Raw genomic sequence first — 15109 nt, 5'->3', positions numbered from 1 at the left:
AGTTCATCATGAACCACACAACGTCCAAACTGCGCACCGCGCTGCTGCCTTTGCTGGCCGCCCTGGTGCTGGCCGGCTGCGCCACCAGCGCGTCGGTTGACCCGGCGAGCATTCCGGCTGCGCCTTCCGCCTACAAGGAAAACGCTGCCGCCGTCGCGGCGGCGCCTGCAGCAACCGCTCCGCAATCACAAGGCACCTGGTGGAAGGCGTTCGCCGACCCGGTGCTCGACCTGCTGGTCGAGCAGGCCGGCGCCAACAACAACAGCGTCAAGGTGGCCGCGGGCCGGCTGGCCCAGGCGCGCGCCATCCTGCGCAACACCGATGCCGACCGCCTGCCGCAAGTGGGCTTGAGCGGGGGCGCCGTGCGCCAGAGCAACATCACCACCAACCGCGTCGCGCAGACCACGGTCACAGCCGCCGCCAACTTTTCGTATGAAGTCGATTTGATCGGCAAGCTGTCGCTCAACTCGGACGCCGCATCGCTGGACGCGAAATCGCGCGAGGCCTTGCTGCGCAGCACCCAGCTGCTGGTGCAGGCCGATGTGGCGCAGACCTACCTCAACCTGCGCGCGCTCGACACCGAGCGCACGCTGGTGCGCGACACGCTGCAGGCTTACCGCAACACGCTGCGCCTGACGGAAGTGCGCTTCAAGGAGGGCGATGTGGCCGAGCTGGACGTAGCCCGCGTGCGCACCGAGGTCGCCTCAACCGAGTCTGATGCACTGGCACTCGACCAGCGCCGCGCCGTGCTGGAGCATGCCCTGGCTGTGCTGGTCGGTGAGGTAGCGTCGAACTTTGCCGTCGCGCCTGCTGAATGGTCGACGGCCTTGCCGGTGATACCGGCCGGCGTGCCCAGCACCGTGCTGGAGCGCAGGCCCGATGTGTCTGCCGCGCAAAGCACCATGCAGGCCGCGCAGGCTCGCGTTGGTGTCGCCCAGGCTGCGTGGTTCCCGACCTTTTCGCTGACAGGCAACGCCGGTTATGCCGCGCCCGAGATCAAGGACCTGTTCAAGGTCTCGACCCAGGCATGGGGCGTGGGCGCGTTGCTCTCGCTGCCGATCTTTGACGGCGGACGCCGCAAGGCCGGCGTGCAGAACGCGAATGCCGAACTTGACATCGCCCTGGCCAATTACCGTGAACAGATCCTCGTCGCCTTCAAGGACGTGGAAGACCAGCTCTCGGCCCTGCGCCTTTTGGCCGAGCAGTCGGAAGCGCAATCGCGTTCCGTCGCTTCGGCCACACGCGCCACGGTGCTGTCGGATTCACGCTACCGCAATGGCTTTGTCAGCCAGCTCGAACTGCTGGACGCGCAGCGCAGCGAACTGCGCAACCGCCGCCAGGCGCTGCAGGTCAAGACCGCGCAGTACCTGGCAACGGTGGGGCTGATTCGGGCGCTGGGTGGCGGTTGGACAGTTTGAACACCCCTGCTGAGGCTCACTTCGTGTAGCCTCCTCTCCCCTTGCAGGGGACAGGCGCCTTGGGGCCGGCAAAGCCGGACCCCGGCCCCTGCTGGTGAAGATTGGTACACCCCCTTTTGAGGCTCTTCCCTTGCAGGGGACGGCGCCTGCGGCCTGGCGAAGCCAGTTCCGCGGCTCCTGCTGGTGAGGAGGGGAGCGCCCTCTGTCTGTCGTTGCTATCTAATTCATAGCTGCTGGCGCCCGTCCCTATTTGGCTTGAGGCCTAAATCGTTCTTGAAAATGGCCTGAAAAGTGCTCTGGAAGCCTTTTTTGGAGCCTGTTGAGCGCCCAAAACAGCCTGGAGACCCTCAAAAAGCCGTTTTTTCAGGATCGAAAGTGCCTGAGAGGCAATCAGGATGTGCGCGAGCAGCTATTAAATTGATAGTGATTAGGTAGCGCTTGCAGCCGCTGGGGGCGGCCATCTGTTAAAACACTTGGCTTTCCTCTTTGTTCTTCTTTGTGTCTGCCCCTGATGCCCCTGATGCCCCTGATACCCGTTTCACCTGCCGCTCCCGTTGCTTCTTCTGCTGAGCCCGCCACCATCCACTGGACGGAGGGCGGCGAAGCGCGTTCTGCGCGCTGGCGTTCCGAGCGCGGTGCGCCGCCGCCCAAGCGCGTGGTGATCGCTGACGACACCCTCGCGGCTGACGCGGCTTACCGCCTGGCGTGTGAAGGCACGGGCCTGCTCTGGCGCGGCGACTTCCAGAATGCCCGGCTGCTGTTGCAGGCGCTGGCGCGCCGCGTCGACAAACCGGCCAAACCCAAGCGAGAGAAACGCGTGAAAGACCAGAAGGCCGGGGAAGCCAGCACCCAGGCTTCAGCAGCCGCACCGGTTTTTCCGGAAGCCTTTCACCTGCACCGTCAGTCCCAGGCGCAGCGCGCCCGTGTGCTGGGCATGGTGCTGATTCCGTTTGACGCGGACTACAGCATCCCCTTGCGCCGCGCACCGGATGCAAAAAAAGCCTGCGCCGAAGCCTGGGGACCATCCAGGGATGGCGCAGTGCCCTCCGTCGCATCGCTGCGCGAGCTGATGGGTTTCATCAGCTCGCACGAATGGCGCCGCAAGGGCGTGCCCATTCCCGCGCTGGGTGAAGACGGGCCGCACAACCGCATCCATCCGCACTACGGCGTTTTCTCGCCGGTGCGCGGTGAATACATCGACCTGGTGGCCCAGGCACCCGTGCCTGAAGGTACCGATGACCTGACCGGTTTTGACATCGGCACCGGCACCGGCGTGCTGGCCGCCGTGCTGGCGCTGCGCAGCGGCATCCAGCGCGTGGTGGCCACCGACCAGGACCCGCGTGCGCTGGCTTGTGCGCGCGACAACCTCAAGCGCCTGGGCTTTCCGCAAGTCGAGGTACGCGAGGCCAACCTGTTCCCCGAAGGCAAGGCGCACATCATCGTCTGCAACCCGCCGTGGTTGCCGGCGCGCCCCGGCTCGCCGCTGGAGCATGCGGTGTATGACGAAGACAGCCGCATGCTGCTGGGTTTCCTCAACGGCCTGGCGGCGCACCTGGAGCCCAAAGGCGAGGGCTGGCTGATCCTGTCGGATATTGCCGAGCACCTGGGCCTGCGCACGCGCGCCTGGCTGCTGGCGGCGATCGATGCAGCGGGCCTCAAGGTGGTGGACCGCCTGGACGCGCAGCCGCATCACCCCAAGGCCTCCGACGCCAGCGATGCGCTGCATGCAGCGCGCGCGGCAGAAGTCACGTCCTTGTGGCGATTGGCTGCCAAATAGAAACCAGAAGCTGGCTGGGATGAGTACTGAACCACGCGCTACCGTCCTGCTGGCCCCGATGGAAGGGCTGCTGGATTTTGTACTGCGCGACATCCTCACGCGGGTCGGCGGCATCGACCGCTGCGTCTCTGAATTCATCCGCATCACCGACCAGCTGTTGCCCGAGCGTGTGTTCTATCGCATCGTGCCCGAGCTGCACCACGGCGGCCGCACGCTGGCCGGTGTGCCGGTGCGTGCGCAGCTGCTGGGCTCCGACCCGGGCTGCATGGCCGAGAATGCCGCGCGGCTCGCAAGCCTTGGTCCGGCAGGCATTGACCTGAACTTTGGCTGCCCGGCCGCGGTGGTCAATCGCCACGGCGGAGGTGCATCGCTGCTGCGTGAGCCCGAAACCCTGACGGCCGTTGTCGGCGCGGTTCGCCGGGCGGTGCCGGCCGGCATGCCCGTCTCGGCCAAGATGCGGCTGGGCTACGAAGACGATGCGCGTGCCGTGGAATGCGCGCTCGCCATCGAAGCCGGTGGCGCCGGCGAACTGGTGGTGCACGCCCGCACCAAAGCCCAGGCCTACAAGCCGCCCGCCTACTGGGAGCGCATCGCCGACATCCGCGCAGCAGTCAGGATTCCGGTGGTGGCCAACGGCGAGATATGGACAGTGGAAGATGCGCGGCGCTGCCGTGAAGCTTCGGGTTGCGATGTGCTGATGATCGGCCGCGGCGCGGTGCGCGACCCGGGTCTGGGGCTGGCGATCAAGGCCGACATGGCCGGTGAGCACCATGCCGCCGTGAGCTGGCCCACGCTGCTGCCGCTGATCGCCGAGTTCTGGCACATCGTCTGCTCACGGCTTGAGACACGCGCGAGAGCTGGGCGCCTCAAGCAGTGGCTCAATTTTTTGCGGCGGCGGTTTCCTGAAGCGGAAGTGGCTTACCAGGCGATCAAGACGGTGAATGATCCGATGCTGGTTGATGAATGGCTGGCTCAGCTGCTGCAACTTGGCGAGAGTGACAAGCCTTCCGCGCGCTTGCCTTTGCCCGTACTGGCTTGAAAGGCCAAGACCTGAGTTCGGCACAGATTGCAACCAGGCTTTACACAAACACTCCCGCGGCTTTGCTGCGCCGACACTTCGCCGGAACACCATGAGGGCTCTTCCATCCAAAGGAGTCGATCATGAAATCAAAAGCCATTGTGTGTGCCATCGCCGCAGCGTCGCTGGGCTTTGCCTCGCTCTCGTTTGCGCAAGGCTACGACGGGCGCGGCCAGCGCGGTGAGTCGCCTCGTGTTGAGCAGCGCGGGTCTGTCGGTCCCGGTTACAGTCGCGACGATGGTCCCGGCTATGGTCCCGGTCATGGTCGCGCAGATACCCGTGCAGACGATCGTGGCGGGCGCGGTTTTGACCATCGTGACGATCGCCGTTACGCCCGCAATGACCGCCACTTCGATGGGCACGGCCCGCAGTTCTACCGTGGCGGCCGCATCCCGAATGAGTACCGCGGCCGTCAGTATGTGGTGAATGACTGGCGCGGGCATCGCCTCCATGCGCCGCCGCGTGGCCAGCAGTGGGTGCAGGTGGGTGCGGACTATGCACTCATCGCCATCGCCACCGGTGTCATCGCGCAACTGGTGCTGAACTGAACTTTCGGTACGGCGCCGGGAAATACATACCCGGCGCCGTCCTGGAGTTCGCGGCGAAAAGAAACCCCCTTGTGTGGTGCTGCCGTCAGGCTGCCATCGCAGCGGGGGCTTTGTGCATCAGGCGGCTGCGAATGTCAGTGAGCGCCAGAACCTGCGCACCCTGCGCATCAAAATTACCCGGCGAAAGCCAGCTGTCGAAGGCTTTCTTCAAGAGCGGCCATTCACCGTCAATGATGGAAAACCAGGCGGTGTCGCGCGTCCTGTTCTTGTAGACGAGGAGCTGCCGGAAAACGCCTTCGAAGCTGAAACCGAGCCTGGCGGCCGCGCTGCGCGACGGCGCGTTGAGGCTGTCGCATTTCCACTCGTAGCGGCGGTAACCGAGCGTTTCGAAGACCAGCTTCATCAGCAGGTACTGGGCTTCGGTGGAGGCGCGGCTGCGCTGCAGCAGCGGCGAGAAGATCACGTGCCCGACCTCAATGACGCCGTTGGCGGTGTCCATGCGCATCAGCGACAGCGTCCCGACCGCGCGCTGGGTGCCGGCGTCCACGACCGTGTAATGCAAAGGGTCGGCGCTGGCTGCGTTGCGTTCGAGGTAGGCATCGAAATCGCTGCGCGCGGTAAATGGCTCGGGGGCCAAGTAGGTCCAGGCCCGGCCGTCGGGTGCGGCGGCGTAGGCGGTGAACAGGTCGTCGCCATGGCGCCTGGCGTCCAGCGGCTCGAGGCGGCAATACCGGCCTTCGAGTGTGATGCGTGGCGGCCTTTGCCTTGCTGTCCAGCCCTGCATGGCTTCGCCAATGGGTTGCCCGTAGGCGTTTGTGCGTGTGGTCATCGATGCTCCTGTGAGTTTGATCGCCTAGGTTAAGATCTTTGTGGCTCTTCATAAAGTGCCATAAAGTGGTTATTTCGTGGTGCCACGATCTGCGACCAAATTCTTTGCCGTTCAACAACCCTTGCGCGATGCCCTCCACCCAGTCCGCTAACAAGTCCGCTCCAAAGCACTCCGCCCCGCAGGGTTTCCTGGAAGCCCCGCTGGACAGGTCCGACGCCGAGCCTTTGCAGCGCCAGCTTTACCGCAGGCTCAAGGAGGCCATCCTCAAGGGCCAGCTGGCTGCGGGCAGCCGCCTGCCCGGTTCGCGCGCATTGGCGCAAACCCTGTCGGTCTCGCGCAATACCGTGGCGATTGCCTACGAACACCTTGTGTCCGAAGGCTATGTCCGCGCCGACCGGCAGGGAAGCACCGTGGCGGCTGTGTTGCGCCCGGCCACGCAGCAGGCGCAGCCCGAGGCCACCGCGCCATCCCGTGTGGCACTGCGCCTGTCCCGCATTCGCTCGGGCCCCGCACGGCTCGACACCAGCACCGCCCTGCGACCCGGCGTGCCGGCCCTTTCCCACTTTCCGCTGGCCGTCTGGCGCAGCACGCTGGACCGCGCGGTGCGTGAGGCCTTGCCGGCGGCGCTGCATTACGGCGACCCTTTCGGTCAGGCTGAACTGCGCACCGCCATTGCGCGCCACCTGGCAATCACGCGCGGCGTGCATTGCGAGCCGGCGCAGGTCATCGTGACGGAAGGGGCGCAGGAGGCGCTCATGCTGTGTGTGCGCTTACTGACCAACCCGGGCGACACGGCCTGGGTGGAAGACCCGGGCTACCGGGGCGCCAAGGCAGCGATGCATGCGGGTGACCTGCGCATCGTGCCGAAACGCATGGACGACGAAGGCCTGCACATCGGCGCGGCGGATTGGCGCTCACGCACGCCACGGCTGATTTACACGACGCCTTCGCACCAGTATCCGATTGGCGTGGTGATGTCGGTGGCACGCCGCCTGGCCTTGATGTCTGCCGCGCGCAGGCACGGCGCCTGGATCATTGAAGACGACTACGACAGCGAATTCCGGCATGCCGGCGAACCCATAGGCGCGATGCAGGGCCTGGTGGCCGATGCGCCTGTGCTCTACGTTGGCACGTTTTCCAAAACCATGTTCCCCTCGTTGCGCCTGGGTTTCGTGGTCATGCCAAAGCCACTGCTGGCTTCAGCGCAGGACGCCTTGCGCGAGATGCTTCGCGGCGGCCACAGCCATGAGCAGCTTGCCATGGCCGGCTTCATCGAATCCGGGCAGTTTGTGCGGCACCTGGGCCGGATGCGAAGGCTGTACCGTGAGCGCCAGCATGCCCTGCGGGAAGCACTGACACGGCACCTGCGCGTTCCGCACGTCATTGAAGGCGGGCAGGGCGGCCTGCACCTGGCTGTCCGCCTGCCGCGGGATTTTGCGGACGCTCGCATTGCGGAAGCTGCCCGGCGGTACGGGATGGCGCCCATGCCGCTTTCCTCGTTTGCCATGGCGCCGGCGCCTGAAGACAACGGCCTTGTGCTGGGCTACGGGAACACCGCGACGGAGCTGCTGGACCCTCTCGTCAAACGCCTGTCGCAGCTGGTGCTGGCGGCAGGAGGATGAGCCCGGCGCACAATGGCACCATGAAAACACCCAAGAGGCTGCAGTCGCTGCTCGAAGAAGGCCTGATCGATACCGTGGTACGGCAACTGATGAGCGGCAAGGAGGCCATGGTGTACGTGGTGCACTGCGGCGACGAAACCCGCTGCGCCAAGGTCTACAAGGACGCTACCGAGCGCAGCTTTCGCCAGGCGGTGGACTACACCGAGAACCGCAAGGTCAAAAACACGCGGCAGGCGCGCGCCATGGCCAAGGGCACGCGTTTCGGCCGGCAGGCCACCGAAGCGGCCTGGCAAAGCGCCGAGGTCGATGCGTTGTACCGGCTGGCTGCAGCCGGCGTTCGTGTACCCAAGCCGCACAACTTTTGCGATGGCGTGCTGCTGATGGAGCTGGTGACCGACGAGCACGGTGATGCCGCACCGCGCCTGAACGACGTGGAGTTCACGCCCGAAGATGCCCGCCAGCACCACGCCACGCTGCTCACGGAAGTGGTGCGCATGCTGTGCGCCGGTGTTGTGCACGGCGATTTGTCGGAATTCAACATCTTGCTCGGTGTGACGGACGGCCAGCCCGGCCCGGTCATCATCGACCTGCCGCAGGCGGTGGACGCTGCCGGCAACAACCACGCGGGCCGCATGCTGCTGCGCGACGTGGCCAACCTGCGCGGCTTCTTCGGCCGCTTTGCGCCGGAGCTGCTGCAAACCGACTACGGCAGCGAGATCTGGGACCTGTACCAGCGCGGCGTGCTGCAGCCCGAGACGGTGCTGACGGGCCGCTTTGCCCACAAGACCGGGCCGGTCAACCTCGGCGCCGTGATGGGTGAGATCGACGATGCGCGTGCTGAAGAGTCAGCGCGGCGGCTGCGCATGCAACAAGCCCGTTAGGTGCGTCTTTTCGTGAGGCGCTAGTGCGCCGGCGCAGTGGCAGCGCGCTTGCCGCCCAGCGTCACGCGTGCCGTGACATACGCCAGCAAGGCGCATCCGGCTATGCCGGCCACCATGGGGCGGGCGCTGCCGTCTACAAACACGCCCACCACCGCCATCACCACCGCGCCGGTGACAAACTGCAAGGTGCCCATGAGGGCCGAGGCCGTGCCGGCTATGGCGCCGTGTTCTTCCAGTGCCAGTACGGCGGTGGTTGGAACCACCAAGCCCAGAAATCCATAGCCCACCAGCATCAGCGCGATCATCACGTCCAGCCTTTCGATGCCCACCAGGTTCAGCACCAGCAGCAGGGCCATCACGGCGGCATAACCCGTCACGGCCACTTTCACGATGGGCACAAGCCCGAAACGCGCAGCCAGCTTGCCGGTGAACTGCGAAACCCCGATGAAGGAGGCTGCGTTGACTGCAAAGGCGATGCTGTACTGGCGCGGTGTCAGGCCGTAGTGGTTGATCAGCACAAAGGACGAGTTGGCAAGGTAGGCAAAAAAGCTCGAGATGCCGAAGGCGCCGATGAACACCAGGCCCATGAAATGGCGGTCGCGCAGCAGCACGCCGTAGGCGGTCAATGCGCTGCCAAAGCTGCTGTCCACGCGTTGTTCGGACGGTCGCGTTTCCGGCAGAGTGAAGGCCACCAGCACCAACCCTGCAGCGGCGGCCACGGTGACGGCCCAGAACACGCTGCGCCAGCCGAAGGCCTCAATGAGGAAGCTGCCGGCCAGCGGCGCCAGGATGGGCGAGACGCTGAAGACCAACATCAGCAGGGACATGAGGCGCGCGGCGTCGTGGCCGGTATGCAGGTCTCGCACTACCGCGCGCGGCACCACCATGCCGGCGCAGGCGCCCAGGCCCTGGATGAAGCGCAGCACCACCAGCGTCTGGATGTCAGGCGCCAGCGCGCAGCCGATGCTGCCGGCGGCAAACAGCAGCAGGCCGAAGTACAGCGGCGGCTTGCGGCCCACCATGTCGGAGACCGGGCCGTAGATGATTTGCCCAATGCCGAGGGAGATGAAAAACGCCATCAGGCTGGCTTGCACCGCGCCCATGGAGGCGCCCAGGCTGTGCCCGATGGAGGGCAGCGCGGGAAGGTACATGTCGATGGCGAAAGGGCCGATGGCGGACAGCAAACCCAGCACCAGGGCTGCCCGGAAGAAACTTTTTGTCATGAATGAAATGAAGTCAAGCCGCTTTGTGTATCAGTAACAAGGTGGAAGGCCTTGCACCCAAACGGCACTGTTAAAACCGCCATTGAAAACGCACCAGGGCGGGGCGCAATGACGGTAAGAAATTATCTGCGGCTATTGTCGCTGACCTCGCTGTCTCTTGCTTGCACTGCGCCGGTAACCTGTCAGGCCTGACAGGGGCCCAAATGTAAGCGGGACGCTGTGTTGATTCAAACTGTAATGAAGCCGCAATACGGGGTTTAACCTGAGGTCTTTGGACGAACAGGAGCGCACCCCGATGCATAGACGTGAATTTTCACAGGCCGCCGTGGCGGCGGGCGCGGTGGCCGCCTTTGGGCCTTTCATGATGGCCCGGCTTGCCCAGGCCGCAGCGCCTCTTGCTGCGGCCGGCTCGCCAGCGATGGGGACCAATCTCTCCGGCATGGAATGGGCAAAAACCGGCTTGCGGCGCAACACGAGTTCTGCAACCAACATCCATTTCACCGTGCCGCGCAAGGCCGACGTGGATTATCTCGCCGCCTGCGGCTTCACCAAAAACAGGCTGCCCATTCAATGGGAGCTGCTGCAGCCCATGCTGCATGACACAGTGGCCAACGCTGCGGCCAAAGCGGCGATCGGCAATCCGGGTGTTTTCCACGCTGCGTATGAAGCCTATATCACCGGTGTGCTGGATGCCCATGCGGCGGCGGGCATGAAGTGCATCATCGACAACCATAACTACGGGCGCTACCAGGATTTCAAATTTCAGGCCGACGGATCCGTACTTGGCCTGACGGTGCCGTCCGACCCGCTGCTGCGGCCCTACACCACCGATGCAAGCCAGGTGCAGGTAAGGATTTTTTCGTTGACCCCAGGCGCCACGCTCAAGCAATCCCAGTTTGCGGATTTCTGGGCGCGTGCCGCCACGAAGTGGAAGAGCCACCCGGGCTTCGGCGGCTATGGCCTCATGAACGAACCGCACGACCTGCCCAAGCCGGGTGGCCTTATCGCCTCGGATGAAGAAACCGTGAAGGGCGGTGAAGACCTGGCGATCATGGCGGCGTATTCGCAGGCTGCCATCAATGCGATCCGGGCCATAGACCCCGTCAACCCCATTTATGTGGGCGGCAACCAGTACAGCGCGGCCATATCGCTGGGCACCAAGAACCCGGGCTTCCCGGTCACAGGCGCCAACCTCGTGTATGAAGTCCACGTCTACCTTGATGCCTTCGGCAACGGTGCCTCTTTCGATTACGACACGGAAGTCGCCAAGAACTACAGCGCGGGTTTTGGTGTCGGCCCTATCAAGGCTTCCACGGGCATGGACCGCCTGAAGATTGCGGCCGACTGGGTACAGGCCCGGGGCGCGAAGCTGGCGCTCACCGAGATCGGCATGCCGATTGACGACACGCGGTGGCAAACCATGTTTGCCCAGGCCGTCAACTATGCGCGCCAGGTCAACTGCGAGGTCTATAGCTGGATGGGGGGCAACCACTGGCCCATCCACAACTACGCCATCAATCATGTGCCGGGCTGGCACCAGAACCGCACGCTCGAGCCGCTGGTCTCGGGGCCGATGAAGGCTGCGGTGGGTATTGTGCAGGCCACCGTGTACGACGACGGTCCTGGCTATTCACCCGCCGGTGCACCGCTGACGTTTACGGTGTATGCCCGCGGCAATCTCGCGCAACCCGTGACGCTGACGGTGGCCTCCAACAACGGAGGCGCGTTGAGCAAGTCCAGCCTTGTCATTCCTGCGGGCGCCAACGGCCAGGACACCTTTACCTTCACGCCGGCAGCCAATCGGGTGGCTACGCTGACCTATACCAGCGGCGGCCAGCTGTCGGGCCAGGTGCCGCCGCCGCGCAAGGTGTTCTCGCTGACCGATCCGGTGGCCTACGCTGCCACCAGCCTGGCCGATGCCGCGCTGGCCATCATCGCGAAATACAACGCCTGCAAATGGGACATGACCCACGGCCACACCGACTACCTGCTGGGTGCGCCCGCCGCGGCCGGGCAGGCGGTGCGCGCGGTGTCGGATTCGGGTTACGGCTCCAGCCCCGGCAATGCCATGGAGATGATCAACTGGATCAACAGGGACGGCCCCAACATGGGAACGATGGCGCCGCCGGTGATGCGCGTCAACGCTGGCGGCAAAAAGTATTCGGACCACAGTGTTTACGACACGGCGGGCTTCTGGTGCAAAAAATCAGTGCCGATGGCCGGCATCCAGCCCAATCCGAAAAACCGCGTGCCCTACAACATTGAAGATCCCCATTTCGCCATTGCCGCGGTAAGTGTTCCGGGGCCCACCAATACCGGCGTGGTTTTCCAGGCCTCAAAGACCGAGACGCTCTACACCTCGGACCTGGGTTTTACCAACAGCCAGCCGTATGCCAAATGGGTGGACTCAGCGGGGCAGACCGTGCAGCTGACCAGCGCCACGAAACTCACTGCGGGTGTGCCTGCCGTGATGGCGCTCACCTCTGCACCCGGTGCGCAGAGGCTGCGTATCAATTCGGTGCAGGCGGGCACCGCCAGTGCCACGCTGGCGCCGGGTGTGTGCAGCCAGATGCTGATCGGCTGGGGTTATCTCAGCTACTACCCGCGCGGCAGTTTCAGGGGACACATTTACGCCGTCATCGCGGGCAAGGGCGCCCCCACCGTGGCCGAGCTGACCGTGCTGGAAAAATACCTGGCCTCCGTGGCCGGCGTCACGCTGGCATAGGCCAGCGGTGAAGTATTGCCGGCGCTATTCGACCTTGGCGCCCGATGCCTTCACGACCTCGGCCATGCGCTTGTAGTCCACTGCCAGCAGTTTGGCAAAGTCGGCGTTGCTCAACGCCAGGGGTTCGATGCCCTGCTTGTCCAGGCGCTCAAGGATGACGGGGTCCTTGAGCAGTTTGGCGATGGCCGCGTTGACACGGTTGACGTCGGCTGCAGGTGTACCGGCAGGGCCCAGCAGGCCAAACCATGAATCAAACTGGTAGCCCGGCAAGCCGCTTTCGGCAATGGTAGGGACTTCAGGCAGGTATCTGGAACGCTTGGGGGAGGTCACACCGATCAGCCGGATGCGGCTGTCTTTGGCGAAAGCCAGCGCGCCTATGCTGGCCGCAATCACGGCCTGTGCGCGGCCCGAGATCACTTCATTGATGGCTTCGCCCGTGGCTTTGAGCGGCACATGCACCACGTCGATGCCGGCCAGGCCGTTGAAGTAGGCCATGGAAAGATGCGTGGCGCTGCCGACGCCTGCCGTCGCGTAGTTCATCTTGCCCGGGTTGGCCTTGGCGTAGCGGATGTATTCGGCCGCGGTTTTGGCGGGCACCTCGGGGTGGATCATCAGCACGTAGTCGGCCGTGCCGATATGCGCCATGGGCGTAAAGTCTTTTTGCGGGTCGTAGGCGAGTTTGGTGTAGAGCGTACCGGCGATGTTGTGGCTGGCGGCCGCCAGCACCATCGCACCGCTGTCGGGCGGGGACTTGGCGACATAACCCGTGCCCACGGTGCCGCCCGCGCCGGGACGGTTTTCCACAATCACGGTTTGGCCCAGTGCAAGGCCGAGCTCGGTGGAGATGGACCGGGCCAGGATGTCCTGCACGCCGCCCGGTGCAAAAGGCACCACGATGCGCGCGATTTTGGGGTTGGCCTGCGCCAGTGCGCTGCCTGCGGTCAGTGCCAGGCTGGTGCCCAGGAAATCTCTGCGTTGCATCATGTGTTCTTTCGGGTGAGGTGGGGGTGCAGTGGTCAGTTCAGGACGGGCTCACGACGGATTTATGCAGAGCTCGTCGGCCAGGCGGCGCATGAAGCGCTCGCACCAGGCCAGTTGCTCCAGCGTGACCCATTCGTTCGGCTGGTGTGCCTGCGCGATATGGCCGGGGCCGCACACGATGGTCGGCACACCGGCCTGGTGGAACAACGCAGCTTCCGTGCCAAAGGAAACCTTGCCGGCGCCCGAGTTGGCATCTACATCCGCGCACCTGAAGCACAACTGGGCGATTTCGCTGTCGGCTTCCGTCGCAAAACCGGGCAGCACCGAATTGAGTTTGTGGGTGATGCCGGTGTCAGCCGCCACCGCCTGCATGGCCGGCACCAGGCTGTCGGCAAAAGCTCTGGCTTCGTTGAACAGTGCATCGGGCGAATTCATGTGATGGTGGCGGATCTCCCAGGTCACATCGCAGTCGCGCGGGATGATGTTGAGCGCGGTGCCGCCGGCAATCACCCCGGTGTGGATGGTGGTGTGGGGCACGTCGTAAACCGGATCGAAGGGGCCTTCCTTGACCAGTCGCCTGTGCATGGTCTTGAGGTGGGCCACAAATTCGCAGGCGATCTCTACCGCGTTCACGCCCAGCGGCGTGAGCGATGAATGCGCTTCAAAACCGCGCACCGACGTCTTGTAGGCATGCTTGCCCTTGTGCGCAATCACCACCTGCATGCCGGTGGGTTCGCCCACAATGCAGCCCGCAGGCTTGTAACCCTGCTCCACCATGTCTGCAATCAGGCGGCGCACGCCGATGCAGCCGACTTCCTCGTCATAGCTGAAGGCCAGGTGAACCGGGCGCTTGAGTTTGCGCTTGAGCAGTTCGGGCACCATCATGAGCGCGGTGGCGCCATAGCTTTTCATGTCGGTCACGCCGCGGCCGTAGAGCTTGCCGCCAATAATTTGCGCTGCGAACGGGTCGGTGTCCCAGGGCTGGCCGTCCACCGGCACCACGTCGGTATGGCCCGACAGCACGATGCCGCCCACCTTGGTTTCGCCGTTTTCGGCGGGCAGGGTGGCCCACAGGTTGGCCTTCTTGCCGCTGTCGTCGTAGGTGCGCCGGCATTCAATGCCCAGTGCCTCAAGCCGTGCCTGCGTCCAGTCAAGAAGGGGCAGGTTGCTGTCGCGCGAGACGGACGCGAAGGACACCCATTTTTCAATGATTGGCAGGGCGGCGAGGTCGGTGGCCTGCACGGCCTGGCGGGCGGCGGCGGGGAGAGGGGCGTTCATGGTGGGGCCTTTTGGGGAGGGCGGAAATTGGTATGACAGCATACTATTTTGCGAAGGGCTTCGCCGTCCCCGCAGGCCATTGCCGGGCTGCAAAGCGTTCCCGCCGCAATCCGGCGAGAATGCAGGGCGCCGCGCGCAGGGCGCGGCAGGCTATCTCCATTCCTTTACCGAAAGCTTTTCATGACCAGCAGCATCTACACCACGTCCATTCCCGTTTTCAAGCAGATGCTGGGTGGCCTCAAGGGCGTCCTGGCCAAGGCCGAAGCCCACGTTTCCGCCAAAAACATCGACCCGAATGCGCTGCTGCAGGCCCGCCTCTTCCCCGACATGTTCCCCTTGCTGCGCCAGGTGCAAGTGGCCAGCGATTTCGCCAAGAGCGTGTCGGCCCGGCTGGCCGGTGTGGAAGTGCCGAAGATCGAAGACAAGGAAACGACGTTTGCCGAACTGCAGGCGCGTATTGACACCATCCTCGCCTTCGTCGAAGGCCTGGACGTGGCGAAATTTGATGGGGCCGCCACGCGGGAGATCGTCACGCAAGCCGGCACGCCCAAGGAAAAGCGCTTTACCGGCCAGTCCTATTTGCTGAATTACGGCCTGCCGCATTTCTTTTTTCACACCACCACGGCATACGCCATCCTGCGCCACAACGGCGTGGAAGTCGGCAAAAAAGATTACATCGGCTCGTATTGAGCCCATCGCCCGCACCCGGGATGGGTGCCTGCTGCCGGGCCCCGGTGGCGCCCGGTGGT

The 15109-nt window shown here is 64.4% G+C and carries 11 protein-coding genes and 1 pseudogene; 8 read left to right on the top strand and 4 right to left on the bottom strand.

Annotated elements, in window-relative coordinates; all coding sequences use genetic code 11:
• The first annotated feature begins 8 nt into the window (after positions 1–8).
• The 4 genes from AC1DU8_RS14430 to AC1DU8_RS14415 all read left to right on the top strand — a co-directional run bounded on the left by AC1DU8_RS14430 (position 9) and on the right by AC1DU8_RS14415 (position 4821).
• A complete protein-coding gene (locus AC1DU8_RS14430; protein WP_457279188.1) occupies positions 9–1418 on the top strand; it encodes an efflux transporter outer membrane subunit in 1410 nt (469 codons plus the stop codon).
• Positions 1419–1938: 520 nt separating this feature from the next.
• Positions 1939–3195, top strand: coding sequence for a methyltransferase (locus tag AC1DU8_RS14425; protein WP_457279187.1), 1257 nt, complete (start codon positions 1939–1941; stop codon positions 3193–3195).
• A gap of 19 nt (positions 3196–3214) precedes the next feature.
• A complete protein-coding gene (locus tag AC1DU8_RS14420; RefSeq protein WP_457279186.1) occupies positions 3215–4234 on the top strand; it encodes a tRNA dihydrouridine synthase in 1020 nt (339 codons plus the stop codon).
• A gap of 122 nt (positions 4235–4356) precedes the next feature.
• Positions 4357–4821: an RcnB family protein gene (locus tag AC1DU8_RS14415; protein WP_477688815.1), complete on the top strand. Its 465-nt coding sequence runs from the start codon at positions 4357–4359 to the stop codon at positions 4819–4821.
• 97 nt (positions 4822–4918) lie between these two features.
• Here AC1DU8_RS14415 and AC1DU8_RS14410 read toward each other — a convergent pair.
• Positions 4919–5650: pseudogene (locus AC1DU8_RS14410) on the bottom strand (GNAT family N-acetyltransferase); the annotation flags it as partial.
• A gap of 128 nt (positions 5651–5778) precedes the next feature.
• Here AC1DU8_RS14410 and pdxR point away from each other — a divergent pair.
• Positions 5779–7272, top strand: a complete 1494-nt coding sequence (pdxR, locus tag AC1DU8_RS14405; protein WP_477666333.1) for a MocR-like pyridoxine biosynthesis transcription factor PdxR — start codon at positions 5779–5781, stop codon at positions 7270–7272.
• A 20-nt stretch (positions 7273–7292) separates the two neighbouring features.
• On the top strand, positions 7293–8153 hold the full coding sequence (locus tag AC1DU8_RS14400) for a PA4780 family RIO1-like protein kinase (RefSeq protein WP_477726914.1): 861 nt from the start codon (positions 7293–7295) through the stop codon (positions 8151–8153).
• Between the two features lie 20 nt (positions 8154–8173).
• Here the strand turns inward: AC1DU8_RS14400 and AC1DU8_RS14395 are convergent, their stop codons facing one another.
• Positions 8174–9376: a multidrug effflux MFS transporter gene (locus AC1DU8_RS14395; RefSeq protein WP_477726913.1), complete on the bottom strand. Its 1203-nt coding sequence runs from the start codon at positions 9374–9376 to the stop codon at positions 8174–8176.
• A 295-nt stretch (positions 9377–9671) separates the two neighbouring features.
• Here AC1DU8_RS14395 and AC1DU8_RS14390 point away from each other — a divergent pair, with 295 nt between their 5' ends.
• A complete protein-coding gene (locus tag AC1DU8_RS14390) occupies positions 9672–12101 on the top strand; it encodes a cellulase family glycosylhydrolase (protein WP_477726912.1) in 2430 nt (809 codons plus the stop codon).
• Between the two features lie 24 nt (positions 12102–12125).
• On the opposite strand, the gene AC1DU8_RS14385 is transcribed toward AC1DU8_RS14390, so the two are convergent.
• Both AC1DU8_RS14385 and argE read right to left on the bottom strand, forming a co-directional pair.
• Entirely contained in the window at positions 12126–13085 is a 960-nt protein-coding gene (locus AC1DU8_RS14385) for a tripartite tricarboxylate transporter substrate binding protein (RefSeq protein WP_457279180.1), read from the bottom strand.
• A 48-nt stretch (positions 13086–13133) separates the two neighbouring features.
• Entirely contained in the window at positions 13134–14360 is a 1227-nt protein-coding gene (argE, locus tag AC1DU8_RS14380; protein ID WP_457279179.1) for an acetylornithine deacetylase, read from the bottom strand.
• Positions 14361–14540: 180 nt separating this feature from the next.
• Here argE and AC1DU8_RS14375 point away from each other — a divergent pair, with 180 nt between their 5' ends.
• The gene (locus tag AC1DU8_RS14375) at positions 14541–15050 is read left to right on the top strand and encodes a DUF1993 domain-containing protein (RefSeq protein WP_457279178.1); all 510 of its coding nucleotides are present in this window, start codon (positions 14541–14543) and stop codon (positions 15048–15050) included.
• Positions 15051–15109: the final 59 nt, after the last annotated feature.

The sequence above is a fragment of the Polaromonas sp. P3_A5 genome (genome assembly GCF_056403055.1).
The sequence above is the reverse complement of the archived record's forward strand: the minus strand, read 5'-3'. Positions and strand labels throughout refer to the sequence as shown.

Coding starts and splice junctions, on each gene's coding strand:
- AC1DU8_RS14430 (WP_457279188.1), top strand. CDS start 9: ATGAACCACACAACGTCCAAACTGCGCACCGCGCTGCTGCCTTTGCTG.
- AC1DU8_RS14385 (WP_457279180.1), bottom strand. CDS start 13,085: ATGATGCAACGCAGAGATTTCCTGGGCACCAGCCTGGCACTGACCGCA.
- AC1DU8_RS14425 (WP_457279187.1), top strand. CDS start 1,939: ATGCCCCTGATACCCGTTTCACCTGCCGCTCCCGTTGCTTCTTCTGCT.
- AC1DU8_RS14400 (WP_477726914.1), top strand. CDS start 7,293: ATGAAAACACCCAAGAGGCTGCAGTCGCTGCTCGAAGAAGGCCTGATC.
- pdxR (WP_477666333.1), top strand. CDS start 5,779: ATGCCCTCCACCCAGTCCGCTAACAAGTCCGCTCCAAAGCACTCCGCC.
- AC1DU8_RS14415 (WP_477688815.1), top strand. CDS start 4,357: ATGAAATCAAAAGCCATTGTGTGTGCCATCGCCGCAGCGTCGCTGGGC.
- AC1DU8_RS14390 (WP_477726912.1), top strand. CDS start 9,672: ATGCATAGACGTGAATTTTCACAGGCCGCCGTGGCGGCGGGCGCGGTG.
- AC1DU8_RS14375 (WP_457279178.1), top strand. CDS start 14,541: ATGACCAGCAGCATCTACACCACGTCCATTCCCGTTTTCAAGCAGATG.
- AC1DU8_RS14395 (WP_477726913.1), bottom strand. CDS start 9,376: ATGACAAAAAGTTTCTTCCGGGCAGCCCTGGTGCTGGGTTTGCTGTCC.
- AC1DU8_RS14420 (WP_457279186.1), top strand. CDS start 3,215: ATGAGTACTGAACCACGCGCTACCGTCCTGCTGGCCCCGATGGAAGGG.
- argE (WP_457279179.1), bottom strand. CDS start 14,360: ATGAACGCCCCTCTCCCCGCCGCCGCCCGCCAGGCCGTGCAGGCCACC.